The organism is Gordonia rubripertincta, from assembly GCF_038024875.1.
Taxonomy (GTDB): domain Bacteria; phylum Actinomycetota; class Actinomycetes; order Mycobacteriales; family Mycobacteriaceae; genus Gordonia; species Gordonia rubripertincta.
The window spans coordinates 888,313-912,447 of sequence record NZ_CP136136.1 but is presented as its reverse complement, the minus strand read 5'-3'; the positions used below and the strand labels follow the sequence as shown (position 1 = coordinate 912,447).

Here is a 24,135-nt window from a genome sequence, read left to right as displayed (position 1 = left end):
GCTTCGCTCGCACCTCGGGGAGCGGGGGACCGTTCCCTGGTGGATCGAACTACTTCGCCGTCGGCCAGGGGGCGATGGGATTGCCCTGCCAGCGGGTGTGGGCGGGCACCACGTCGCCGCGCATGACCAGCGATGCCGGCCCGACCGTCGCCGATTCGCCCAGTCCTGACGCCGGGAGTGCGACGCAGTGCGGGCCCAGCGTCGCGCCGTCGTCGAGGGTGACGCGGTCGATGGCCATTACGCGGTCGTGGAACAGATGGGTCTGGACGACGCAGCCGCGCTGGACGGTCGCACCGTCGCCGAGGCTGACCAGATCGGCCTCGGGTAGCCAGTAGGTCTCACACCAGACGCCTCGTCCGATCCGGGCACCGAGCAGACGCAGCCACAGGTTGAGGATCGGTGTCCCGGTGGCGGCGTTGGCGAACCAGGGCGCGGCCACGGTCTCGACGAAGGCGTCGGACAGTTCGTTGCGCCAGACGAAGGAGCTCCACAGCGGGTGCTCGCTGACGGTGATGCGGCCGACGACAAGCCATTTCGCGACTGCTGCGGTGCCGCAGGCGACGGCGCCGATCCCGAGCAGCAGCAGTCCGCTGACCAGCGCTGCGACGCCGTAGTGCACGTGGACGGCCACGTACTGCAGTGCGATCAGCATGCCGACGCCGAGCCCGAAGGACACCATCACCGGGACGAGGCGCAGGGTCTCGATGACCGAGCGCGCGACCTTCAGCTTCGTCGACGGATCGAACGTGCGCGAGGTGTCGGTCTCGGCGGCGGTGCGGCGCAGGCGAACCGGGGGACTGCCCAGCCAACTCGACCCCGACTTCGCTCGGTTCGGGGTTGCCGACAGCACGGCGACCAGGCCGTTCTTGGGCACCTTGCGGCCCGGTCCGGTCATCCCCGAGTTGCCGAGGAACGAGCGCTTGCCGATCTTCGCTTCGTCGATGTGGAGCCAGCCGCCGCCGAGTTCGTACGACGCGACCATCGTGTCGTCGGCCAGGAAGGCGCCGTCGCCGATGGTGGTGAACCGCGGCAGCACCAGTGCCGTCGAGATCTCGGTGCCCTTGCCGACCTTGGCGCCCAGCACGCGGAACCAGATCGGCGTGAGCAGGCTTGCGTAGAGCGGGAACAGGTAGGTGCGGGCGGCATCGAGGAGACGTTCGGTCAGCCAGACCTGCCAGCCGACCCGTGACCGAACCGGGTGGTAGCCGGTGCTCAGCCCCAGCGACGCCAGGCGCACCAGCCCCGCGGTGATCGCCGCGAAGACGACGAGGCTGGTGAGGGTCGCCGCCGGTAGGAGGATCACGGCGCGGATCGCGACGTCGCGCAACCGATCTGCCGAGAGGGCCCACAGACCGATGACGGCGAGGCCCGCGGCCAGTGAGATGAGCGGGATCGCGGCCAGCACCAGCGACGACAGTCCGTAGATCGGTACCCACGCCCGCGCGCGTGGCGGCCGGTGGTCGGGCCACGGATGCGCGGCCCTGCCGACCTTGATCGCGGGTGAGCCGGCCCAGTGCTGACGCGCCTTCACCCGGCCGAACACGGCCGAACCGGGTGCGACGACGGCATCGCGTCCGACGACCGCTCCCGGCATCAGCGTCGACCGCGCACCGATGGACGCCCCGCGCTTGATCGCGATTTCCCCGATGTGGACGACGTCGCCGTCGATCCACCAGCCGGCGAGGTCGACCTCCGGCTCCACCGACGCGCCCTCACCGACCGTCAGCAGACCGGTGACCGGCGGGATCGTGTGCAGGTCGACGTCCCGACCGATCCGGGCCCCGAGCGCCCGGGCGAGGTAGATCATCCACGGCGCCCCGGACAGGTTCGCCGCACCGCTCGCGTCGAGGAGCCGTTCGGCCACCCACAGACGCACGTGCACGCTGCCGCCGCGCGGGTACTCACCCGGCGTGACGTCCGAGAGGAGCAGGCGGGAACCCAACGCGGCGATGCACATCCGGCCGGGCGGGGTGATGAAGACGAGGAAGGCGACGAGCAGGACCCACCAGTTCACCTCGACCAGCCACGGGACGGACCGATCCAACCGGTCGGCCACGAGAACGCCCAGGTTGTTCAGCACACCGAGCCACGTTGCCCACTGCAGACCGGTCAGGGTCGTCAGCGGAACGGTCAGCGCGAGCTGGGCGAGACCCGTCGCACGTGGCGTGGGCGCGACATCGCGTTCGACGATGCTGGTCGCCGGGCGGCGCGCGTCGAGCATCTCCGCCATCGACCCCAGACGCGGATGGTCGTAGAGGTCGGCGACCGAGATGTCGGGGTGGCGTCCGCGGATCGCCGTCACCAGCTGTGCGGCCGCGAGAGAACCGCCGCCCTCCGCGAAGAAGTCCACGTCGGGATGGGTGATCCGGATGCCCAGGACATCGGTCCACAGCTGGGCCAGCCACAACTCGGTCTCGCCGAGTTCGACGTCGTCATCCACTGGTCTGCTGCTGCCCGGCAGAGGCCAGGGCAGCGCATCACGATCAACCTTTCCCGAAGTGCGCGTGGGCAGCTCGTCGACGAGAGCGAGGGTCGGGACCATCGCGGCGGGCAGGTGGCGGGTGAGTTCGGCGTGCGCTGCCGAGACGTCGAAGTCGGGGTCGGCGGAGACGAGATAGCCGACGAGCAGGCTGTTGCCCGCCGCGGATCTGCGCACCGCGGCAGCAGCTCCGCTCACGCCGGGCAGATTCTGCAGGGCGTTGTCGATCTCACCGAGTTCGATGCGCCGTCCGCCGACCTTCACCTGGTCGTCCGCGCGACCCATGAATATCAGTCCCGCGGGATCAAGCCGAACGAGATCGCCACTGCGGTAAGCGCGTTCCCACCCCAGCGTCGGCATCGGTGCGTACTTCTCGGCGTCCTTGGCCGGGTCGAGGTAGCGGGCCAGCCCGACGCCGCCGATGACGAGCTCGCCGACCTCGCCCTCGGCGACGGGGTTGCCGTCCGCGTCGACGACCGCGAGATCCCAACCGCGCAAAGGTAATCCGATGCGTACCGGACCGGGTCCGCCGAGCGGGGCGGCGCAGGCCACGACCGTGGCCTCGGTGGGACCGTAGGTGTTCCACACCTCGCGGCCGGGCACGGCGAGGCGGTCGGCGAGCTCGGGCGGGCACGCCTCGCCACCGAAGATCAACAGCCGTACCGCTTCCAGGGCCTCCGGCGGCCACAGCGAGGCCAGCGTCGGAACGGTCGAGACGACGGTGATGTCGCGGGCCACCAGCCACGGACCCAGATCCATACCGCTGCGCACCAGCGATCGGGGCGCCGGGACGAGGCAGGCGCCGTTGCGCCAGGCGAGCCACATCTCCTCGCAGGAGGCGTCGAAGGCCACCGACAGCCCCGCCAGGACACGGTCACCGGGGCCGATCGGCTCGTCGGGGAGGAACATGTGTGCCTCGGCGTCGACGAAGGCGGCCGCGTTCCGGTGGGTGACCGCCACTCCCTTCGGCGTCCCGGTGGAGCCGGAGGTGAAGATGATCCACGCGTCGTCGCCGGGGGTCGGACGTGCCGGTGCCGCGGCGGCGCCGGTGTCGGGTTTCATCCGCCGAGGGCCGTCGGCGTCGACGATGGCATCCACCCCGGCCTCGCCGAAGACGAGTTCGGCGCGTTCGTCCGGGTCGTCGGCGTCGACGGGGACGTAGGCGGCTCCCGCGTAGAGGGTGGCCAGGATGGCGACGTAGAGGTCCCGTGAACCGGAGGGCATCCGGATCCCGACGCGACTGCCGTGGCCGACGCCGAACTCGGCAAAACGCGCGACGGTGCGCCGGATCAGTGCCAATAGCTGACCATAGGTGAGGGCGACATCGCCGTCGTCGATCGCGGGGGAATCGGGGTGCGCCCGGGCCGTCGCGGTGAGGATGTCGCAGAGGGTCCGCGGATCGCCTGCCTGAGCGGACAGCAGGAACTGCGAAGGGATCTGCACCGTCACAGCCACCGTCTCGTCACGAGTCCGAGAATATAGCGGACCCGGGTGGACGGCAGACTGCGGCTCGATGAATGTTTTGCTCCGCAATTAACGGATATACGGGAGGGCCGAGGGTGTAGCTTCGGCTCAGACCAGGAGGAAGTCATGCCCATCGTTCATCACCGGCGGCCGAGTCTCCTGTCCTATCCCATCTGGTTCGGCTCGCGTGTGTTCCTGAAGCCGCTGCTCACGCTGTGGCCGATCAACAAGGCGGGCATGGCCGGATTGTTTCTCATCGACCGCGTCGTCGCCGTGGGACCCAAGCCCCGCGGCGTGGTGCGCGAGCAGCTCACCCTCGCCGGGCGTTCCACGGAACTGGTCATGCCGGCCGGGCCGTCGCGTCGCGACAGCGACACGGCCATGCTGTACCTCCACGGTGGTGCTTTCGTCGTCTGCGGTCTCGGTACCCACCGGTCGATCGCCGCGCGGCTGGCCCGGGCCTGCGAGATCCCGGTGTTCTCGCTCGAGTACCGGCAGCTGCCGCAGGCCGGTGTGGGCGCGTCGGTGGCCGACGCCGTCGATGCCTATGCCGAACTCATCAACGAACGCCATTACCGGCGGATCATCGTGGCCGGTGACTCGGCGGGCGGGTTCCTGGCGGCCAAGGTCGTCGAGGCAGCCGTCGAACGCGGACTGCCCGCCCCGGCCGCACTCATCGGTTTCTCCCCGCTGCTCGACGTCGACCTGGGCACCAACCCGGACCGGTCCAGCCGCTCCGACGCCTACATTCCGAAGTCGAAGATGGCGAAGCTGGCACCGCAGTTCGATCGCGGTCCCGTGCCGCTGACCGGGGTGCGCCGCATCGCCGACCTCGACCCGGTCGAGTTCCCGCCGACGGTCATGGTCACCGCCGAGGGGGAGATGCTCGAACCGGACGTCATCGGTCTGATCGAGATCCTCGACGAGGCCGGGGTCGAGGCACTCGCCCACAGTTACGCTTGGCAGGTACACGCGTTCCCGGTGCTCGCCTCGCATCACGCGGAGACGATCCACGCCATCGAGGCCACCGCGGCCTTCGCGAAAGATGCGATCCGAGAGGGCAAGAGCACTGACGACCGAGAGGACCAACGGGCCGGCTGACGGAGCAGGCGCCGGCCCCGGCGAGGGTACGACGCCACGCGCCTCACCGCCCGCAACCCCGCCTGGCGCGATCGACGCGCGCTTCACCCTCGCCGCCGAGCGCACGCTCCTCGCGTGGGTGCGCACCGCCCTCGGGTTCATGGCCGCCGGGATGGCGATCGTCTATCTGGCCCCCGACATCGACAACCCGGTCCTCGAATTGGTCCTGGGGCTCGTCCTCGTCGCCCTGGGCTGCTCCCTCGCACTGATCGGTGCGTGGCGCTGGCGTCGCACGCTGCGCGTGCTCCAGCGCGGCGGACAGATGCCGGGCCCGGCCCAGATCCTGTTCGTCGTCACTGCGATAGTGGTGGTGGCCATCCTGATCGCGGTCGTCGTCGTAGTCCAGGCGTGATCGAATCCAGAACTGATCGCCAGCAACCGTTCTATCCAGGAGTTCCCGTGAGTACCGGCCCCGACTTCTCCCGCGGCGCACAGACGCTGTCGACGACGATGACCAGCATCGGAGCGGCCATCCTCATCGTCTGCGTCGGCTGGCTGACCGTCGGCTGGTGGCAGGACGGCCGCTGGTTCTGGGTGGCCGTCGGCATCGCCGTCATCGTGGTCAACATCGTGCTGATCGCCACGCAGATCCGCCGCCGCCTGAGCGAGCGGGTGAACGATCCGAAGAAACCCCGCCGTCCGCTGATCGACACCTTCGACGACCTCGAAGACGAGCAGTGACCCGTGCTGCCTGAGGTGCGAGGAGCGCAGCGACGAGCCTCGAAGGCCTAGGCACTCAGCGTGCCGTCGTCGTCCTCGTCGCCGCCGTCGGCGAACTGGGTGCGGTAGAGCTCGGCGTAGCGTCCGTTGCGCGCGAGGAGCGTCGGATGCTCGCCACGTTCGACGACGCGTCCCGCCTCGAGCACCACGATCTGGTCGGCGGCGCGGATCGTCGAGAGCCGGTGCGCGATGACGATCGAGGTGCGGCCTTCGAGGGCCTCGCCCAACGCTTCCTGAACCGCCGCCTCCGAGGTCGAATCCAGGTGGGCGGTCGCCTCGTCGAGGATCACCACCGACGGCTGTGCGAGCAGCAGGCGCGCGATCGTCATCCGTTGCCGCTCACCGCCGGAGAGCCGGTAGCCGCGTTCGCCGACGATGGTGTCGAGTCCGTCGGGCAACGACTTCACCAGATCCTCGAGGCGGGCGCGACGCAACGCGTCCCAGATCTCCTCGTCAGAGGTGTCGGGCCGTGCCAGAACGAGATTGGCGCGGATGGTGTCGTGGAAGAGGTGACCGTCCTGCGTGACCAGGCCGACCGTGCGATGCACCGAGGCGATCTGCAGGTCGCGGATGTCGACGCCGGCGAGCCGGACCGAGCCCTCGTCGACGTCGTAGAGCCGGGTGGCGAGACCGGCGATGGTCGATTTGCCGGCACCCGAACTGCCGACCAAGGCCACCATGCTGCCCGCGGGGACATCGAGATCCACGTGGTGCAGGACCGTCTGTCCGGCCCGGTTGTCCAGCTGCGCAACCTCTTCCAGAGACGCCAGCGAGACCTTGTCGGCCGACGGGTAGGCGAAGGAGACGTCCTCGAAGCGGACCGACACCGGCACCGGCCGGCCGCTCTCGGTGCCGGGTACCGGGCGGGCATCCGGGGCGTCGACGATCAGCGGGGTCAGGTCGAGGACCTCGAAGACGCGCTCGAAACTGACCAGCGCGCTCATGATCTCGACGCGGGCGTTCGCCAGGGCGGTGAGCGGTGCGTACATCCGGGTCAGCAACAGGGCGAGGGACACGACCGCTCCCGCCGACAGATGTTCGTGCACCGCAAGCCATCCGCCGAGGCCGTAGACCAGTGCGAGCGCGAGTGCTGACACGAGGGTCAGCGCGGTGAAGAAGTAGGCCTGCAGCATCGCGCGCCGGACGCCGATGTCGCGCACGCGATCTGCGCGGTCGGCGAACTCGCGGGATTCCAGGTCGGGCCGTCCGAACAGCTTCACCAGGGTGGCGCCGGGTGCGGAGAACCGCTCGGTCATCTGCGTCGACATGCGGGCGTTGTGCTCGGCCGCCTCCCGCGACAGGGCGGCCATCCGGCCTCCCATCCGACGCGCCGGGATCACGAACACCGGGAGCAGCACCAGGGCGAGAAGGGTGATCTGCCAACTGATGTAGATCATCACACCCAATGTCAGGGTCAGCGTCACGAAGTTCGAGACCACGCCGGACAGGGTGTCGCTGAAGGCGCGCTGCGCGCCGATCACGTCGTTGTTGAGCCGGCTGACCAGCGCGCCGGTCCGGGTCCGGGTGAAGAAGGCGACCGGCATGCGCTGGACATGGTCGAAGACCGCCCGCCGAAGATCGAGGATGAGACCCTCGCCGATGTTCGACGACAACCAGCGGACACCGATCCCGGCCGCGGCCTCGGCCACCGCGATCAGTGCGATCGCCACCGCCAGCCCGACGATCATCGATTCGGCCCCGTTGTCGGTGATGAGGTTGACGACGCGTCCGGCGAGGAGCGGGGTCACCACGGTCAGGACCGCGGTGAACACCGACAGCACCAAGAAGAGGGCGATCCGCCGCCGGTGGGGGCTCGCGAACCCGCCGATCCGGCGCAGCGTTGCGCGCCGATCCCCGCGCAACCGCTTACCGCCCGGCGAGGTCGACGACTTGTACATCATGTCCCAGGCGACCGACTCCATGCTCATGTCGCCCAGGGTAGAACTTAAAGTTGACTTGAGGTCCAATCGAGGGGCTGCGGCGCCGAATCGGGCGGGAAGGGCCGCACCTCCATCGATGCTCTAGGTTGGTAACTGTGGTCACAGCGGCGATCACGATCAGCGGATCGACCGGGAAAGGTCGGCACGGCCGACGGTTAGGGGCGAGGCTCATGGCAGAACTCAAGCTCGGTTTCAAGGCGTCGGCGGAGCAGTTCGATCCGCGCGAGCTGGTGGAGATCGCAGTCGCGGCCGAAGAGCACGGGCTGGACTCCGTCGCGGTGAGCGACCACTTCCAGCCGTGGCGCCACAACGGCGGCCACGCTCCCTTCTCGCTCGCGTGGATGGCTGCCGTCGGCGAGCGCACCAAGCGGGTCCAGATCGGCACGTCGGTCATGACCCCGACCTTCCGTTACAACCCGGCCGTCATCGCCCAGGCGTTCGCGTCGATGGGCTGCATGTACCCGGGCCGTATCATGCTCGGCGTCGGCACCGGCGAGGCCCTGAACGAGTACGCCACCGGATTCCAGGGCGAGTGGCCCGAGTTCAAGGAGCGCTTCGCCCGCCTGCGCGAGTCGATCAAGCTCATGCGCGAACTGTGGACCGGCGAAGAGGTCAACTTCGAGGGCGAGTACTACCACACGCAGGGCGCGTACATGTATGACGTTCCGGAGCAACCGATCCCGGTGTACGTCGCCGCCGGCGGGCCGGTCGTCGCACGCTATGCGGGCCGCTCCGGCGACGGCTTCATCTGCACCTCGGGCAAGGGCTCCGAGCTTTACACCGAGAAGCTGCTGCCCGCGGTGAAGGAAGGTGCGGAGAAGGCCGAACGTGATTTCGACGCCATCGACAAGATGATCGAGATCAAGATCTCCTACGATCCGGATCCGGAACTGGCGCTGGAGAACACGCGCTTCTGGGCGCCGCTGTCGCTGACTCCCGAGCAGAAGCACAGCGTCAACAGCTCCACCGAGATGGAACGCCTCGCCGACGAGCTGCCCATCGAGCAGGTCGCCAAGCGTTGGATCGTGGCCTCCGATCCCGACGAGGCCGTCGAAAAGGTCAAGTTCTACACCGACGCCGGACTCAACCACCTCGTCTTCCACGCCCCGGGCCACGATCAGCGCCGGTTCCTGGAGAACTTCCAGCGCGACCTGGAACCGCGCCTGCGCAAGCTCGGCTAGTTCCCCAGCCCTCGGCGGGGGCGTCGTCGTGTTCGCGCTGGGGTGTTTCCTTGGCGCGGGCAGGATTACCTCCCGCGGGCGCCGGCCAATAAGCGCGAGGGAATCAGGCCCGCGGCAGGGTGAACGTCACGCGGGAACGGCTGAGCGCGTTTTCCGCCGGCTGAGCTCGTCGAAGTCAAACGGGCTGCAGCACAACGGTGTCGAGGAGTTCGAGCACACGCCGGACCGGCGGGAGATCGTGTGCGCTCTGGCGCACGCGCACCCGGATCGCGCGGGTCGGTGTGGGGTCGACGATGGGGATCGCCACCACACCCGCGGGTAGGTCCGTCAGGGCGAGCTGCGGTACCACGGTGAGCCCGACGCCGGCCGCGACGAAGCGGATCGCGGTCGGGTGATCCTGGGTCTCGATGCTGAAGTCGGGCACGAAGCCGACGGACGTGCAGGCACTGATGAGCGCCTGGCGGCACGGGCCGCGGGCGACGTCGTTGTCGACCCAGGGCACCTGGGACAACTCCCGGAGGGTCACCGACTCATATCCCGACCATGCCGAATCCTCGGGTACCACAGCGTGATACGGGTCCGACGTGAGCGGACGGCTGATGAATCCGGGCCCGTCGGGGACTGGTCGCTCGGTGTCCTCGACGTAGATCTCCACATCCGGCGAGGTGGTGGATGCCGAGACGAGCTCGATGAGTCGCAGATCGAGGCGCAGGCCGGGGAACTCACGCGAGATCGTGGCCACGATCGGTGGGATCCAGGCGGCGCCCGCCGACGCGAAGTAGTTCATCCGCAACTGCCCGAGGCGCCCGTCGCGCAGTTCCGAGATCAGCCCGTCCACCCGGGACAGTTCCTCGAACACCCCCTCGGATTCGGCGGCGAGGATGGTGCCGGCCTCGGTGGGCACGATGCCGCGGCCGTCACGTTCCACCAGGGTCAGGCCGGTCTCGCGCTGAAGTGTGGCGATGTGCTGGCTCACCGCCGACGGTGTGTAACCCAGGGCGCTGGCTGCCCCGCCGATGGAGCGTTCGCCGATGACCGAGCGAAGAACACGAAGTCGGTGGATGTCGACCATGCCATCGACGATACAGCGAGACTTAACAAACCGATAGAAAATTTCACTTGTCCTGAAGTGCTTCATGCCGGACGCTGATTGACATGACCTCGCGCCTCTCGTCCCCCGCAGTTCTCGGCGTCTCGCTCCCGGCGTTGGCTGCCCTCATCACCGTCGTGTTGTGGGCGTCGGCGTTCGTGGGCATCCGGGCGCTGGGCGACTCCTTCTCGCCAGGGGCGATGGCGTTCTTGCGGCTGCTCGCGGCAGTCCTACCGCTGACGGTCATCATGCTCGCGGTGAAATTGCGGAGACGCAGCACCGCCGACGACGACCGTACGGCCACCGGTCGGTTTCCACGTGGACGCGCGTTGATGCTGGTCATCGCCTACGGCGTCGCCTGGTTCGCCGGCTACACCATCCTGCTGAACTGGGCCGAACAGCACCTCGACGCCGGGACCGCGGCGCTGCTGGTGAACCTGGCCCCGATCCTCGTCGCGGTCGCTGCCGGCCTGTTCTTCGGTGAAGGGTTCCCGCGACATCTGGTGATCGGCATGACGATCGCATTCGCCGGCGTCGTGCTGATCGCCACGGGCGGATCCGCCACCGCCGACGCACATGCCGACTGGCTCGGAGTGCTCCTGGGGATCGCCGCCGCGGTGCTCTACGCCGCGGGCGTCCTCATCCAGAAGTCCGCGCTCCGCACGGTCGACGCGCTGACCGCGACCTGGCTCGGTGCGCTCGCCGGTCTCGTCGCGACGCTCCCGTTCGCGCCGGCAGCGGTCTCCGAACTCGCCCACGCCGACGCCTCCGCGATCGCCGCGGTGATCTATCTCGGCGTCGGTCCCACCGCGATCGCGTTCTCGACGTGGGCGTATGCCCTCGCGCGGACCGATGCCGGCGCCATGGCCGCGACGACCCTCGTGGTCCCGGCAATAGTCATCCTGATGTCCTGGGCACTTCTCGACGAACTGCCCACCGGCGTCGGGATCGTCGGCGGCGTGCTGTGTATCGGCGGGGTGGCGATCGCCCGTCAGTTGCTGCCGCGAACCCGCCGGGCCGGACGTGTCGATGCCACTGGATCTCGCCCGGCGAACGACGAGGCGTCGAGTATGAACCTCGGGGCAGAATCCTGCGTCGAGGACAGAAGCCCGAGTTCCACATAGCGCTACCGATGCAAAGTGGCGACTCTTCTTCGACAACAGCGACCAGGACGGCCACACCCCATCCCGATTCGATAAGTTTTTCGCATGGATCGTGACCGCATGGTGGACGTCGGAGTGGGACTCGTCTCCCGCTTCGGCGCCAAGACGTTGAGTCTGACGTCCGTGGCGCGTCACGCAGGTGTCGCCCGGGCCACCGCTTACCGCATGTTCGGCGGGCGGAACGCGCTGGTCGCGGCGATCGTCGACCGCGAGGTCTCGTTGCTGCGCGTGAAGCTGCGGGAGTGGTCGGCCTCCGCACCCGACGCCGCGGGCAAGGTCCGCGCGCAGGTCGTGAACGTGCTGCCCTACATCCGTGAGCACGAGGCGCTCCAGTACGTGCTGCGCAAGGAGCCCGAGGAGATCGTGCGGGCGCTTGTCGCGACGAGCGATTCCTCCGGTCCCACGCTCATCCACCAGATCGTCGACCAGACGCTGCCCGATCTCGATCCGACGATCCGGGACCAGCTCGTCCCGGACCCGCGTGGGGCCGCGGAGTTCCTGGTGCGGACGATCTACTCGTTGATGCTCATCCCGGACAGTTCGCTCACCGACGAGCAGATCGCCGATCTCGTCGTGCGGGCGGTCGTCAAGAACGAGGAGTGATCGCACGATGACCGGGAAACAGGAGTCCACCGCGGACGAGACCGCGATCCCGGTCGTCGAGATGCGCCGGCCCCGCTGGGGCGACCCGGCCCGCGTCACCGAGTTGCCCGCCGCCGCGGCCGCGCTTGCGGGCGACGCCACCGAGGATCGGGGAGTCCGTCCTGAGGCGGTCGCCCCGCCCGCAGCGACCGTGCCGTCGGCGGTGCGCGCCGACCTGGAAGCCGTGGTGGGCGCCGAGCACGTCGTCGGCTCCGACGACACCCGCATCCAGCACACCCGGGGCTACTCGACGCCCGACCTGCTCCGGCTGCGCACCGGTGACGCCTCCGATGCCCCGGACCTGGTGATCTATCCCGGCGATCACGACGACGTCGTACGAATCCTGCAGATCTGCGCCGAGGCGAAGGTCGCGGTCGTGCCGTTCACCGGCGGTACCTCGGTCGTGGGCGGTCTCGCCCCCGAGCGAGTCGGGTTCGCCGGTGTCGTCAGCCTCGACCTCCGTCGCCTCGACCGTCTCGTCGGGATCGACGAGATCTCCCGCATCGCCACCCTCCAGGCCGGCCTTCGCGGCAGCGCCGCCGAAGCGCTTCTCCGCGAGCAGGGTTGGACGCTCGGCCACTTCCCGCAGTCCTACGAGGGTGCCGGGATCGGTGGCTACGCGGCGACCCGGTCGGCGGGCCAGTCGTCGGCGGGTTACGGACGGTTCGACGAGATGGTCGAGGGACTCGTGCTCGCCACCCCGCGCGGCACCGTCGAGGTCGGGACGGCACCCCGGTCCGCGGCCGGACCCGACCTCCGCCAGCTGATCCTCGGCTCCGAGGGCGCCTTCGGCGTCATCACCAGCGTCCGCCTGCGTGTTCATCCCACACCGAAGGCACGACTCTTCGAGGGTTGGCGGTTCGCCTCCTTCGCCGACGGTGCGACCGCGCTCCGTCGCCTCGCTCAGGATGGCCCCCTACCCACCGTGATCCGTCTGTCCGATGAGATCGAGACCGCGATCAATCTCGCCGATCCCGCACAGCTCGGCGGGGAGTCGACAGGATGTCTCGTCGTCACCGGCTACGAGGGGGAGGAGCGTGAGGTGCTCCGACGTCGCGACGCCGCGTCGGAGATGCTCGTCGGCGCCGGTGGCACGGCACTCGGGGCCGGCCCCGGAGAGTCTTGGCGCACAGGACGTTTCGCTGGACCCTACCTACGCGACCCGCTACTCGACGCCGGTCTGCTGGTCGAGACCCTGGAGACCGTCACCTATTGGTCGAAGCTGCACGAGCTGCGGGCCTCGGTCACCGCCGCGATCACTGACACGCTTACCGCATCGGGCACACCGCCGCTGGTGATGTGCCACATCAGCCACGTCTACTCCTCCGGTGCCTCGCTGTACTTCACCGTGGTCGCACCGTTCGGCGCCGACCCGATCGCGGAGTGGGCAGCGGCGAAAACCGCGGCGAACAACGCGATCCGGGCCGCCGGAGCGAGTATCACCCATCATCACGCCATCGGCCGTGACCATCGCGATGCCTACCATGACGAGATCGGGCCGCTGGCTCTCGAAGCACTGCGTGCGGTGAAGGCGACCGTCGATCCCGACGGCGTCTGCAATCCCGGCATCCTGCTCTGAATGCCGAGGCGCCACTATGCTGGGGCGCATGGCCACCGACGCTGCCGTTACCGACCCCGCCGCTGGAGATCGAAACACCGGGGATGGAGGTGCTGACGAGTCGACGACCAGCATCTACCTCGCGTCGGCAGAGGGGGAGACCGGGAAGTCGGTCGTGGCGCTGGGCCTGTTGGCGCTGCTCGCGGCGACCGGCGGCCGGGTCGGCGTCTTCCGTCCGATCATCCGCGCCAACGGTGACAAGCGGGACCCGCTGCTCGACCTCCTGATCGACTACGACTCGGTGGACGTGCCCTACGAGGACTGCCTGGGCGTGACCTACGAGCAGGTCCACGAGGATCCCGATTCCGCCATCGGTGAGATCGTCGCCCGATTCCATGCGCTGGCAACGCACTGCGACCGCGTCGTGATCGTCGGTTCGGACTACACCGACGTCGGAACCCCGTCGGAGCTGAGCTTCAACGCACGCATCGCCGCCAATCTGTCGGCCCCGATGGTGATCGCGCTGAAGGCCAACGACCGGTCTCCCGACGAGATCGCCGATCTCGCCGCGGGGCTGGTGTCCGAGGTCGGCGCCGCCCACGCCACCCCGATCGCGATCGTGGCGAACCGCTGCGATCCGGACCGACTCGACGAGATCCGGACGACGCTGCGCCGCATCGGGGTGCCGAGTCTGTGTCTCCCCGAGGAGCCGATCCTGTTCGCTCCCACCATGGCCGAACTGAAGGAGGCGCTCGGCGCCACCATGTACAGCGGCGACGAGGAGCTCCTCGACCACGAGGCGTTGCGGGTGATGGTGGGCGGCATGACCGTCGAACACATTCTGGAACGTCTCACCGACGGCACAGTCGTGATCACCCCCGCCGACCGCTCCGACGTCCTCCTGGCACTCGTGAATGCCAATACCGCGCACGGCTTCCCGCGACTGTCGGGCATCATCCTCAATGGCGGGCTCAAACCGCACCCGATGATCGAGGCCCTCGTGAGCGGGCTCAAGCCGACGCTGCCGATCATCAGCTGTCCGCACGGCACCTACGACACCGCGCGGACCGCGGCCCACACCCGTGGCCGACTCAACGCCGGATCGGCTCGCAAGATCGAGGCGGCGCTGTCGCTGATGGAGACCTACGTCGATCCCGAGGTAGTCATGCGCAACCTCAATGTCGACGTCCCGTCGGTCGTCACTCCGCAGATGTTCGAGTACCGCCTCATCTCCCGGGCACGGGCGCAGCGCAAGCACATCGTGCTCCCCGAGGGCGGCGACGATCGCATCCTGCGGGCGGCGAGCAGACTCCTCCGCCGCGGCGTCGCCGACCTGACATTGCTCGGCGACCCGGATGCCGTGCAGGCGAGGGCGATCGAACTCGGCCTGGACCTCGCAGAGGCCACCGTCATCGACCCGGCCACTTCGGAGTATCTGGACGAGTTCGCCCGGATCTACACCGATCTGCGCAAACACAAGGGCATGGATCTCGAACGCGCACAGGAGAAGATGCTCGACGTCTCCTACTTCGGCACCATGATGGTGCACACCGGGCGCGCCGACGGGATGGTGTCGGGTGCGGCCCACACGACCGCCCACACCATCCGGCCGGCCTTCGAGATCATCAAGACCAAGCCGGGGGTCTCCACGGTGTCGAGTGTGTTCTTCATGTGCCTGGCCGACACGGTTCTCGCCTACGGTGACTGCGCGATCGTGCCCGACCCCACGGACGAACAACTCGCTGACATCGCCATCTCGTCCGCCGAGACGTCGGCGGCCTTCGGCATCGACCCGCGCGTCGCGATGCTGTCGTACTCCACCGGGACATCCGGCTCGGGTGCCGATGTCGAGAAGGTCAAGACGGCAACCGAACTCGTCCGGAAGCGCGCTCCCGAGTTGCTCGTGGAGGGGCCGATCCAGTACGACGCGGCGGTCGAACCGTCGGTCGCGGCGACCAAGATGCCCGACTCCCCGGTCGCCGGCCGGGCCACCGTGCTGATCTTCCCCGATCTCAACACCGGCAACAACACCTACAAGGCGGTGCAGCGCAGCGCCGGTGCCGTCGCGATCGGACCGGTCCTGCAGGGTCTCAACAAGCCGATCAACGACCTGAGCCGTGGTGCACTGGTGTCCGACATCGTCAACACGGTGGCCATCACCGCGATCCAGGCGCAGCACGTCGACGCCGACACGGCCACCGCCGGAGACGCGCGGTGAGCGCCGACACCGCCGGGGCGGTCCTCGTCTTCAACGCCGGCTCCTCGTCGCTGAAATATCAACTGGTACAGCCCGACACCGGGGTGGTCATCGCGGACGGGATCGCCGAACGCATCGGCGACGCCGGGTCGTCGATGACGCACGAACAGAACGGGGAGACGGTCACCGAGTCGGTACCGCTGCCCGATCATCTGACGGCGGTCCGGCGGGCCGAACAGTTCTTCGCCGACAACGGCACCGACCTCGTACACGCCGGGCTCGCGGCGGTCGGGCACCGTGTGGTGCACGGGGGTCGGTCGTTCTACGAGCCGACCCTCGTCGACGACTGGGTGATCTCGGAGATCAAGCGGATCTCCACCCTTGCGCCGCTGCACAATCCGGCGAACCTCGTCGGCATCGAGGCGGCCCGGACGCTGCTCCCCGACGTGCCGTCGGTCGCGGTGTTCGACACGGCCTTCTTCCACGGGCTGCCGGCGGCCGCCGCAACCTACGCGATCGACCGCGAGGTGGCCGCCGAACACGCCATCCGGCGGTACGGATTCCACGGCACCAGCCACGAGTACGTGTCGGGTCGCGCGGCCGAGTTCCTCGGGAAAGACGTGACCGAGCTCGATCAGATCGTGCTGCATCTCGGCAACGGCGCGTCGGCCTCGGCCATCTCGGGCGGACAACCCGTCGACACCAGCATGGGCATGACCCCGCTGGAGGGGCTGGTGATGGGAACCCGCAGCGGCGACATCGACCCCGGCCTGGTGCTACATCTCAACCGGGTGGCCCACCTGTCCGTCGACGAGATCGACACGCTGCTCAACCAGCGGTCGGGACTCCGAGGCCTGTGCGGCGAGAACGACTTCCGTTCCATCACCGAACTGGTCGACGCCGGCGACGAGGACGCCCGCCGCGCCTACGACGTCTACATCCACCGGTTGCGGCATTACCTCGGTGCGTACACCTTCGGACTCGACAGACTCGACGCGATCACCTTCACCGCGGGCGTCGGCGAGAACTCGGTGCGGGTCCGGGCGGACGCGCTGGCGGGGCTGGAGCGATTCGGGATCGTCCTCGACCCGGAGCGCAACGCAGCAGCGGACCGGTCGGCGCGTCGGATCTCCGCCGACGCCAGCGCCGTCGACGTACTGGTGGTCCCGACGAACGAGGAACTCGCCATCGCCCGGCAGTCGGCTGCGCTCGTCGCGGAGAAGGTCGGCGGGCAACCCTAGAACAACGTGTTCGGCCGCACGTAGTTCGCGAGATCGACCAGCATGAACCGGTGTTCGCGGTTGTTGCGCGTCTGACGGGCCAGCTGGCGCAGGGATCTCTCGGTGCCGGTGCGGATTCCGTACTCGGTGAAGGGGAACCCGAGCAGGGTCGAGGGTTCCTTGTCCGAGTCCTCCTCCTGCGGGTTGTCATGAATCCAACCGAGCGCGGTGCCGAGCACGATCAGCAGCATCCGCGACTTCCGGGGTTCGGTGTCGGGGATCTGCTCGAGTCGTCGTGCGGCCTCGACGATCTGGTTGCGGGTGACCTGCGAGGTGGGCCGGCCGTGCACGAGGGCGATGATCGCCGTCGCCCGGGCGGTGTTGAAATGCCTACTGGTGGCAGGCACTTCGTCGAGGGGACGGATCGCGGCGTCGTAGTCGCCGGCCGCCACGGCGAGGCGGGCCAGTCCGAAGGCGGCGGTCACGATGCTGTGATCGGTGAGCCACAGATCGTGGTAGTGGTGTTGCGCGACGTCGTACAGTCGGGCGATCTTGTCGGCCGACTTCCCCGACCCGTTCTCGTCGGCCAGCCATCGCCCGATCAGTTCGGCGGTACCGGCGACCGCGAGTTTCGGAGCGACCTCGCCGGGCATCGCGCCCAGCACCTCGTCGAAGCGTTCGTAGGCCAGTTCGGGTTCGTCGTTCATCAGCGCGCAGATGCCCATGTACCACTCCACCCGCCACGAATCACCATGGTGCTCACGGACATCGCGGAGGAGTGCGAGAGCGGTGTCGACGTCGTCGAGCTGCAGGTGGGCGCGCGCCTCGGCCAGGTCGATCTCCAGCGACGGATGGGCGTTCTTCACCGGTCGGCCGCCGAACAGCGACGCGAACCCCTCGGCGCGTGCGGTGTTGATCGAGTCGAGGGTCTGCCGCGGGTCCGAGAGGGCCGCCGATGTCAGCAGGCTCGCGGCCGGGTCCAGTGGATTCACCAGGGGCAGCGGGAGTGCGGTGGCGATGTCGACCGGATCGTAGAACGCGGCCTGATCGGGGTCGAAGAAGCCGTCGACCGGGGCGAGCATCAGGTCGGTGCCGAACGTCGAGCGCTGCGGGGTGAAGACGGTGGACAGCGAGGGCCGGGGGACGCCGGTGTGGACGGCGACCGTCTCGCGCAGCACGTTGAGCACCTGGGTGCTCATCTCCTCCGCGGAGGCGAACCGGTCGGCCGGGTCGGGGGCCGTGGCACGTTGCAGCAGAAGGTAGAACGACGGGTTGTCGCGGAAGACGCCGGTTTCGTCGGGGGCGGGGAGACCGTCGACGTAGCGTCCGTTGCGCATCTCCATCGGCACGGTCAGCACCGCGAGGGTGCGTCCGACGCTGTAGATGTCGGTGGCGACCTGTGGACCGGTCCTGACGATCTCCGGGGCCTGGAAACCCGGTGTGCCGTAGAGGTGTCCGTAACCGTTGATCGGTGAGACCGCGCCGAGGTCGATCAGCTTGACCTCGTCGCTGCCGACCATGATGTTCTCGGGTTTGACGTCGTTGTAGACCAGGCCCACCGAGTGGAGATAGCCGACGGCCAGCAGCACCTCGAGGATGTAGGCGAGACCCTGTTCGACGGACAGCAGAGATTTCTCCGGGTCACCCGAGGTGATCTGTTTGAGCGTCTGACCGCCGATGTACTCCATGACGATGTAGCCGAAGCGCTCACCGTCGTCGCTGATGTGCTCGACGAAGTTGTAGATCTTGACGATGCCGGGATGGTTCACCGACGCCAGGAACTGCCGCTCGGCCACCGCGACGCGTTGGGCCTCCGAATCCGAGGAGTTCAGAAGACCTTTGAGAACGACGGGGCGGTCGCTGACGTTGCGGTCGATGGCCAGGTAGATCCATCCGAGTCCGCCGTGGGCGATGGCACCGGCGATCTCGTACTGGTCCGCGACCAGCGTCCCCTGGGCCAGGCCCGGGACGAACGAGTACCGCGCACCGCAGTTCGCGCAGTCGCCGGTGGGCGGGCCCTCGCCTTCGCCCTCGAGTCGCCCGACGGGTTTGCCGCAGCGCCAGCAGAATCGCTTGCTCTCGGCGATCACCGGATCGTCGATGACCGCGTCCTCGGGTTCGATGTCGGTGATCTTCGGCATCTCGACCAGACCGCTGCCTAGGCGACGCTCGTGGACGGGCGGGCGGCGCCGTGGAACGAGCCGTCGGCCGAGCGGGCCGGAATCGGGTTCCGGTGTCGCGCGGGTACGGACGACCCGGTCGGTCCGGCCGTCGAAGCGGTCCGGCGGCGCGATACCGACGGTGAATGCGGGTGCGGCCGCCTGTGTTCCGACATCGGGGTCGTCGGCCGCCGCGCGGGGTCTGGTGGTGTCGTCGGCGGCGGTGGCGGCCGTCGTGTCGTCGGCTCCGGCCATCAGGGCGTCGAGATTTGCCTTCTGCGTGCCGACCTCGGCGACCTGGTCGGTGGTGCCGTCGTCGGGGGAACGGACATCGGTCGTGTGGTCGTCGGTCGAGCTCTGGGCCGGGTTCTTCGAGCCGGCGGTCCCGGCGTCGGTGGTGTGCCGGTCGGTGTCGGTCTCGTCGTCGCCCATCAGATCGGCGAGCGAGACGCGCTGGGTACCGACCTCCTCCGGGGTGTCGGAGGCGGGTGCGTCCTGACCCTCGGGGCCGTGAGGGTCTGCCTGAGATGGTTCGCCGGCGTAGTCCATGGGCATCAGTCCCGGTAGTACGGCTGCGGTGCGCCGAATCCAGTGTCGAGGATGGTGAGCCAGCGATCGCGGATCTGCTGCCAGCGGCCGCTCGCGCGGATGCGCTCGAGGACCCCGTTGACGAAGCGGATCATGTCGTCCTCGCCCTTCGGGATGCCTACGCCGTAGAACTCCTCACCGAGGCTCGGGCCGACGACCCGGACCCACGGGTCCTGTGCGGCGAGCCCGGCGAGGATGGCGTCGTCGCTGGTGACCGCGTCGACCTGGCCCTGCTGCATGAGCACGAGGCAGTCGGCCCAGGTGGTGGTGCTGACGATGCGCACCCGCGGCTGGATGGATTGCATCCGACCGATCGAGGTGGTGCCGCGTGCGGCGCAGACCCGCTTGTCGGCGAGCTGCGAGGGTCCGACGATGTTCGAGTTGCGGAACGACAGGATGCGTTGCGACGCCACGTAATACGGGGCCGAGAAGGAGATGTCGCGGAGTCGGTCGCAGGTGATGCTCATCGTCTTGATGACGACGTCGACGGTCTTGTCGCGCAACGCGTCGATGCGTTGCGCGGAGCTGAGCACCTGGAACTCGACGCGGTTCGGGTCGCCGAAGATCGCTGCCGCGATCTCACGGGCGATGTCGACGTCGAAACCCTGGATGTCGCCGGAGATGGGGTCGCGGAAGCTGAACAGGTTGGAACCGATGTCGAGTCCGACGATGAGCCGGCCGCGTTCGAAGATGCCGGCCATCGTCGAGTTCGGCGGCATGCGTCCGGGAGCGGGCATCTGGGCGGGTGGGCGCAGAGTGAGGGTCGCGTTGCACGCCTCCGAACTCGGCGGCGGTTCGACCGGCACGTCGGTCTGGACGCCGGGCAACACCAGTGGCCCGGCGGTCGCGGTCGGAGGCGGTGCCTCCGGGGCGGGAAACCGGACACAGCCCGTGGCGACCAGGGCCACGAGTAGGAGGACCGCGACGATCATCGGCCGTCGCGAGCGGGCGGGGCCGGGAAGGTGGAGTCGGGAGAGGGTCATCGGTACTCCCGTATTCGGGGTGTGAGCCCGCCGACGATTGCGATGGCGGCGACGACGGAGAGCAGGAGAATCCCGGTGCCGGTGAAGCCGAGCACGCGCTGGGCGGTGTTGATGTCGTCGCGGAACGACGTCCGCGCGGTGGTGATCGCGTCGACCAGGGCGGAGTCGACCGATGTGTACGCGCGGGCCGAGCTGTTGAGCCCGTCGCCGACCGTGAGCTGGCGGGCACGGTCGAAGTCACCGGTCTGGATGTACCGGCGGACGGCGTCGTCGGTGCGTTTCCACTCGGCCAGCGCCGTACTCACCGCATCGAGCTGCTGATCCGACACCGATCCGGTCTCGTCGGAGCTTCGGGCATCGTCGACGATGCCGGCGATCCTGGCGGTCGTCGCCGCGAAGGTACGTTCCAGTCCACCCTGATCGCCGCGACGGATGAGCGACAGGGTCTCGGCCGATCTCGCCTGCTGGGTCAGGATGCGCGCGGCGGTCAGCTCGCGCAGCGGGTCGGCGCCGTCGGTGCGGGCGTTGCTGGTCGCCGCGACCGACATCAGTCCCGCCGCCAGCAGCCAAACCGTCCCCAGGGTCAGTGCGAAGATCGCGGCGACCATCCCGAGGTTGAAGCGACGCCGCGTCTTGCGCGCGAGATACCGGGAGGTCAGCACCATGGCGGTGAGCAGCAGCAAGAGCGGGATGTAGACCGTCCACGGCGGCCGGGTCAGCGAATGCTGCGGGTCGGCGATCGCCATCGACCGCCGTTCGTAGAGACGTTGGGCGGCCGGCAGGATCTTGTCCTGCATGAGCGACGACGCCTGACCCAGGAACGCCGAACCGACCGGATTGCCCAGCCGGTTGTTGGTGCGGGCAGTCTCGATGAGACCGCTGTAGACCGGGATCGAGGTCGACAGGGTGTCGAGGTCCGCCGACAGCGCCCGCTCGGTCGCGTCCTCGGTCATCCCCGGTCCGGGTTCGCTCGAGGTTCCGGTCGCGAGGATCAACGACGACGCGGCGGTCGCGAGGGCGTCGGAGTAGCGTTCCCGCAACTCCGGCGTCTCCAAGCCGCCCGAGATGAACGCGGCGTTCGCAGATGCGTCGGCGATGGAGAGTGAGCTGTACAGAACCTGGGCGGCCTCGGCGAGCGGCTCGGTCCGGTCGATCAGACGCTGCAGTGTCTGGGTGCGGTCCTCGAGCACGGTCGAGGCATACAGGCCGGTGGTCACGCAGCCGAGGAAGAGTATGACGCAGATGATGATCAGCTTGCCCGGAGTGGTGACCGAGTAATGACGCAGCGTCTGGAACGGCGACTGCGCGCGCTCGCGTGCGGTGGCGACGAGCTCTCGACGATCGGCGAGGACCTGGCGGATCGGCGGCGACGATTGGGCGGGGCGGATCGTGCGACCGCCACGGGTGAGTGCCGTCCGCACGGAGGACGCATCGCCGGTCACCTAGCTGATCCCCTTCTCGAACGCTGGATCGTCTCCGGTGTGGCCGCTCGGTCGCCGGTCCCCGTGCCGGCTCCCGCGACCTGAAAGAAGAAATGACTCATCAGGGTCATCGCTCACCGGGTCGTGCGTGTTTCAGCCTATGCCATCGAGGAGGGTTCCTCCGTGCATCACGGTCGCCACGCCGAGGGTTCCTGATCGCCCTGGCAGGTCGCGCGAGTCTCACTTACGGTGGAGGAAATCCGGCGTTCGGCTCGCCGGGCTGCAAGGAGGCGTGGTGCGCGGAGACGGCGACGGCTGGGTGATCGATCCCGACGGTTCACGGTACTGGGGTGTTCACGGCGCGGCGGGTCTGCTGCTCCGGGCTCCGCTGGTCGACGGCGCGACAGGCGTTCTGCTCCAGCATCGCGCCGCGTGGTCCCATCAGGGCGGGACCTGGGCCCTGCCCGGAGGTGCGCGGGATTCCCATGAGGGCGCCATCGACACCGCGATGCGGGAAGCCGAGGAGGAAGCCGGCATCGACAGCACCGAGCTACGGGTCGTCGCCGCCGTCGTCACCCACGAGTCACCGGGCGGCTGGACCTACACGACGGTCATCGCCGAGACCGACGCGCCGGTGCGCACGGTCGCCAACTTCGAGTCGACGGAACTGCGCTGGGTCGAAGAGCAGCACGTCGATCAGCTCCCGCTGCATCCGGCGTTCGGCCGCGCCTGGCCCACGCTGCGCGAGCGCATCGCCGCACTCGACCCGCAGGGCTAGGAGCCGAGCAGCCGGTTGGCGCCGGAGATCAGCGCGGCGATGTTCGCCTCGTCCCCGGTGCCGCCCTCGCCGAGGGCCCACACCTGCCGGCCGTCGTTCTCGCACAGCAGAAACGTGGCGATCGCCCCGTCGACCTCGCGCTGGTGCAGCCGCAGGATCTGAACGGGTGCGCCGAGGTCGTACAGGATCGACGTCATCGCGCCGAGTGGTCCGGCGGCGACCGCGCTGCACGACATGATGCGATCGCCGATCGCGATGGTCGCGCGGCATTCGACGAGGTCCTGCCGTGCCGGTGCGACCGACCACGATCCGAGGCGGATGGCACCTCCGCAGGCGTACTTTTCGGTGAAGTGTTGCCAGCTCATCCCGATGGCCTCCTCGCGCATACCTGCCGGCAGCGGACGGCCGAAGTGCTCGGTGACGGAATCTCCCGACGGCGCGGTCGCGTGCCCGTGTCGTGAGAAGGGTGGGTGGGGCAGATGAAGAAGATGCATCTCGAAACCCGAATTCGGTCGAAGAACGGATGACCGACTGGAGCGCGCAACCGACCCGCAGCGGGGGGTCGGTCAGAATCAGACCCCGCTGCGGCGGGTTACGAGCACGCGGTTGATGCACATCATGATCCGTCCAGGCTAGACCGCGGTGTCCGGATCAGGCAAACAGATTCCGGCCTGCGATCCGCTCCCGACAACCGCCCCCGGAGAACCGCCTCCGGCGCCTCTCGGCAGGCGGCGCTACAGCCGGCCGAGAAGGTCCGCAGCCGCGGCCGCGGGATCGGCAGCGGCGGTGATCGCCCGCACCACGACGATCCGGCGGGCACCCGCGGCGGTCACCTCCGGCACCCGTGGGGCGTCGATGCCGCCGATGGCGAACCACGGCTTGTCGGGGGAGGCCTCGGCGGTCGTCGTCACCAGGTCGAGGCCGGCGGCACTACGACCCGGCTTGGTGGGGGTGGTCCAGCACGGACCGACGCAGAAGTAGTCGACGTCGGGGTCGGCGGCGGCAGCGGTGGCCTGCTCGGGATCGTGGGTCGACGCCCCGATGATCGTGTCGGGTCCGACGATCCCACGCGCCACGTGCGGCGGGAGGTCGCCCTGTCCGACGTGGAGGACGTCGGCGCCCGAGAGCGCGGCGATGTCCGCGCGATCGTTGACCGCGAGCAGTGCGCTGTGGGCGTCGACGACGCCCCGCAGTGCGGCGAGGATCTCGAGTTCTTCACGCGCCTCGAGCGTGCCGAACTTCTTCTCGCCCGCCGACCCCTTGTCTCGTAGTTGCACGATGCCGACGCCGCCGGCGAGGGCCGCGTCGACGAACTCGAGCAGGTCGCCGCGCTCGCGACGTGCGTCGGTGCACAGGTAGAGCCGGGCGGAATCCAGGCGGCGGCGCGGTTCGGAAGCAGTCGTCACGGCGAC

Annotated in this window: 18 protein-coding genes; 10 read left to right on the top strand and 8 right to left on the bottom strand. The window is 68.8% G+C overall.

All coding sequences use genetic code 11. From position 1 onward, the window contains the following. Positions 1–49 precede the first annotated feature (49 nt). Positions 50–3,922: a Pls/PosA family non-ribosomal peptide synthetase gene (locus RVF83_RS04055; RefSeq protein WP_039879898.1), complete on the bottom strand. Its 3,873-nt coding sequence runs from the start codon at positions 3,920–3,922 to the stop codon at positions 50–52. 147 nt (positions 3,923–4,069) lie between these two features. Here RVF83_RS04055 and RVF83_RS04050 point away from each other — a divergent pair, with 147 nt between their 5' ends. The 3 genes from RVF83_RS04050 to RVF83_RS04040 all read left to right on the top strand — a co-directional run bounded on the left by RVF83_RS04050 (position 4,070) and on the right by RVF83_RS04040 (position 5,764). Continuing rightward, positions 4,070–5,044: an alpha/beta hydrolase gene (locus RVF83_RS04050; RefSeq protein ID WP_005194745.1), complete on the top strand. Its 975-nt coding sequence runs from the start codon at positions 4,070–4,072 to the stop codon at positions 5,042–5,044. 118 nt (positions 5,045–5,162) lie between these two features. Then, entirely contained in the window at positions 5,163–5,435 is a 273-nt protein-coding gene (locus RVF83_RS04045) for a DUF202 domain-containing protein (protein ID WP_341262001.1), read from the top strand. Between the two features lie 47 nt (positions 5,436–5,482). Further along, entirely contained in the window at positions 5,483–5,764 is a 282-nt protein-coding gene (locus tag RVF83_RS04040) for a hypothetical protein (RefSeq protein WP_005194748.1), read from the top strand. A 47-nt stretch (positions 5,765–5,811) separates the two neighbouring features. On the opposite strand, the gene RVF83_RS04035 is transcribed toward RVF83_RS04040, so the two are convergent. Beyond that, positions 5,812–7,731, bottom strand: a complete 1,920-nt coding sequence (locus tag RVF83_RS04035) for an ABC transporter ATP-binding protein (RefSeq protein ID WP_039879892.1) — start codon at positions 7,729–7,731, stop codon at positions 5,812–5,814. A gap of 182 nt (positions 7,732–7,913) precedes the next feature. Here RVF83_RS04035 and fgd point away from each other — a divergent pair, with 182 nt between their 5' ends. After that, on the top strand, positions 7,914–8,924 hold the full coding sequence (fgd, locus tag RVF83_RS04030; protein ID WP_005194751.1) for a glucose-6-phosphate dehydrogenase (coenzyme-F420): 1,011 nt from the start codon (positions 7,914–7,916) through the stop codon (positions 8,922–8,924). A gap of 175 nt (positions 8,925–9,099) precedes the next feature. Here the strand turns inward: fgd and RVF83_RS04025 are convergent, their stop codons facing one another. Then, positions 9,100–9,996 (bottom strand): LysR family transcriptional regulator, encoded by an 897-nt coding sequence (locus RVF83_RS04025; RefSeq protein ID WP_005194752.1) that lies wholly within the window; start codon positions 9,994–9,996, stop codon positions 9,100–9,102. 83 nt (positions 9,997–10,079) lie between these two features. Between RVF83_RS04025 and RVF83_RS04020 the strand changes: the two genes are divergently transcribed. The 5 genes from RVF83_RS04020 to RVF83_RS04000 all read left to right on the top strand — a co-directional run bounded on the left by RVF83_RS04020 (position 10,080) and on the right by RVF83_RS04000 (position 16,815). Then, a complete protein-coding gene (locus RVF83_RS04020) occupies positions 10,080–11,138 on the top strand; it encodes a DMT family transporter (RefSeq protein ID WP_039879893.1) in 1,059 nt (352 codons plus the stop codon). An 84-nt stretch (positions 11,139–11,222) separates the two neighbouring features. Then, a complete protein-coding gene (locus RVF83_RS04015; RefSeq protein WP_005194755.1) occupies positions 11,223–11,780 on the top strand; it encodes a TetR/AcrR family transcriptional regulator in 558 nt (185 codons plus the stop codon). Between the two features lie 7 nt (positions 11,781–11,787). Next, positions 11,788–13,398 carry an FAD-binding oxidoreductase gene (locus RVF83_RS04010; RefSeq protein ID WP_005194756.1) on the top strand — a complete coding sequence of 537 codons (1,611 nt, stop codon included), beginning with the start codon at positions 11,788–11,790 and terminating at the stop codon, positions 13,396–13,398. A gap of 16 nt (positions 13,399–13,414) precedes the next feature. Beyond that, positions 13,415–15,595, top strand: coding sequence for a phosphate acetyltransferase (gene pta, locus RVF83_RS04005; RefSeq protein ID WP_005194757.1), 2,181 nt, complete (start codon positions 13,415–13,417; stop codon positions 15,593–15,595). After that, on the top strand, positions 15,592–16,815 hold the full coding sequence (locus RVF83_RS04000; RefSeq protein ID WP_005194758.1) for an acetate kinase: 1,224 nt from the start codon (positions 15,592–15,594) through the stop codon (positions 16,813–16,815). Before pta ends, RVF83_RS04000 begins: the two co-directional genes overlap by 4 nt. Here the strand turns inward: RVF83_RS04000 and RVF83_RS03995 are convergent. The 3 genes from RVF83_RS03995 to RVF83_RS03985 are packed head-to-tail and all read right to left on the bottom strand — an operon-like array spanning position 16,812 to position 21,966. Beyond that, positions 16,812–19,508 (bottom strand): serine/threonine-protein kinase, encoded by a 2,697-nt coding sequence (locus tag RVF83_RS03995; RefSeq protein WP_005194759.1) that lies wholly within the window; start codon positions 19,506–19,508, stop codon positions 16,812–16,814. The two genes, RVF83_RS04000 and RVF83_RS03995, sit on opposite strands and share 4 nt — an antisense overlap. After that, a complete protein-coding gene (locus tag RVF83_RS03990) occupies positions 19,508–20,524 on the bottom strand; it encodes a glutamate ABC transporter substrate-binding protein (protein WP_005194761.1) in 1,017 nt (338 codons plus the stop codon). Before RVF83_RS03990 ends, RVF83_RS03995 begins: the two co-directional genes overlap by 1 nt. After that, positions 20,521–21,966 carry a hypothetical protein gene (locus RVF83_RS03985; RefSeq protein ID WP_005194763.1) on the bottom strand — a complete coding sequence of 482 codons (1,446 nt, stop codon included), beginning with the start codon at positions 21,964–21,966 and terminating at the stop codon, positions 20,521–20,523. Before RVF83_RS03985 ends, RVF83_RS03990 begins: the two co-directional genes overlap by 4 nt. Before the next feature lie 274 nt (positions 21,967–22,240). Here RVF83_RS03985 and RVF83_RS03980 point away from each other — a divergent pair, with 274 nt between their 5' ends. Beyond that, positions 22,241–22,723 (top strand): NUDIX hydrolase, encoded by a 483-nt coding sequence (locus RVF83_RS03980; protein ID WP_005194765.1) that lies wholly within the window; start codon positions 22,241–22,243, stop codon positions 22,721–22,723. On the opposite strand, the gene RVF83_RS03975 is transcribed toward RVF83_RS03980, so the two are convergent. Continuing rightward, positions 22,720–23,088, bottom strand: coding sequence for a hypothetical protein (locus RVF83_RS03975; protein WP_005194766.1), 369 nt, complete (start codon positions 23,086–23,088; stop codon positions 22,720–22,722). The genes RVF83_RS03980 and RVF83_RS03975 overlap by 4 nt on opposite strands. A 369-nt stretch (positions 23,089–23,457) precedes the next feature. Next, positions 23,458–24,129, bottom strand: a complete 672-nt coding sequence (gene thiE, locus RVF83_RS03970) for a thiamine phosphate synthase (RefSeq protein ID WP_051989239.1) — start codon at positions 24,127–24,129, stop codon at positions 23,458–23,460. Positions 24,130–24,135 lie beyond the last annotated feature (6 nt).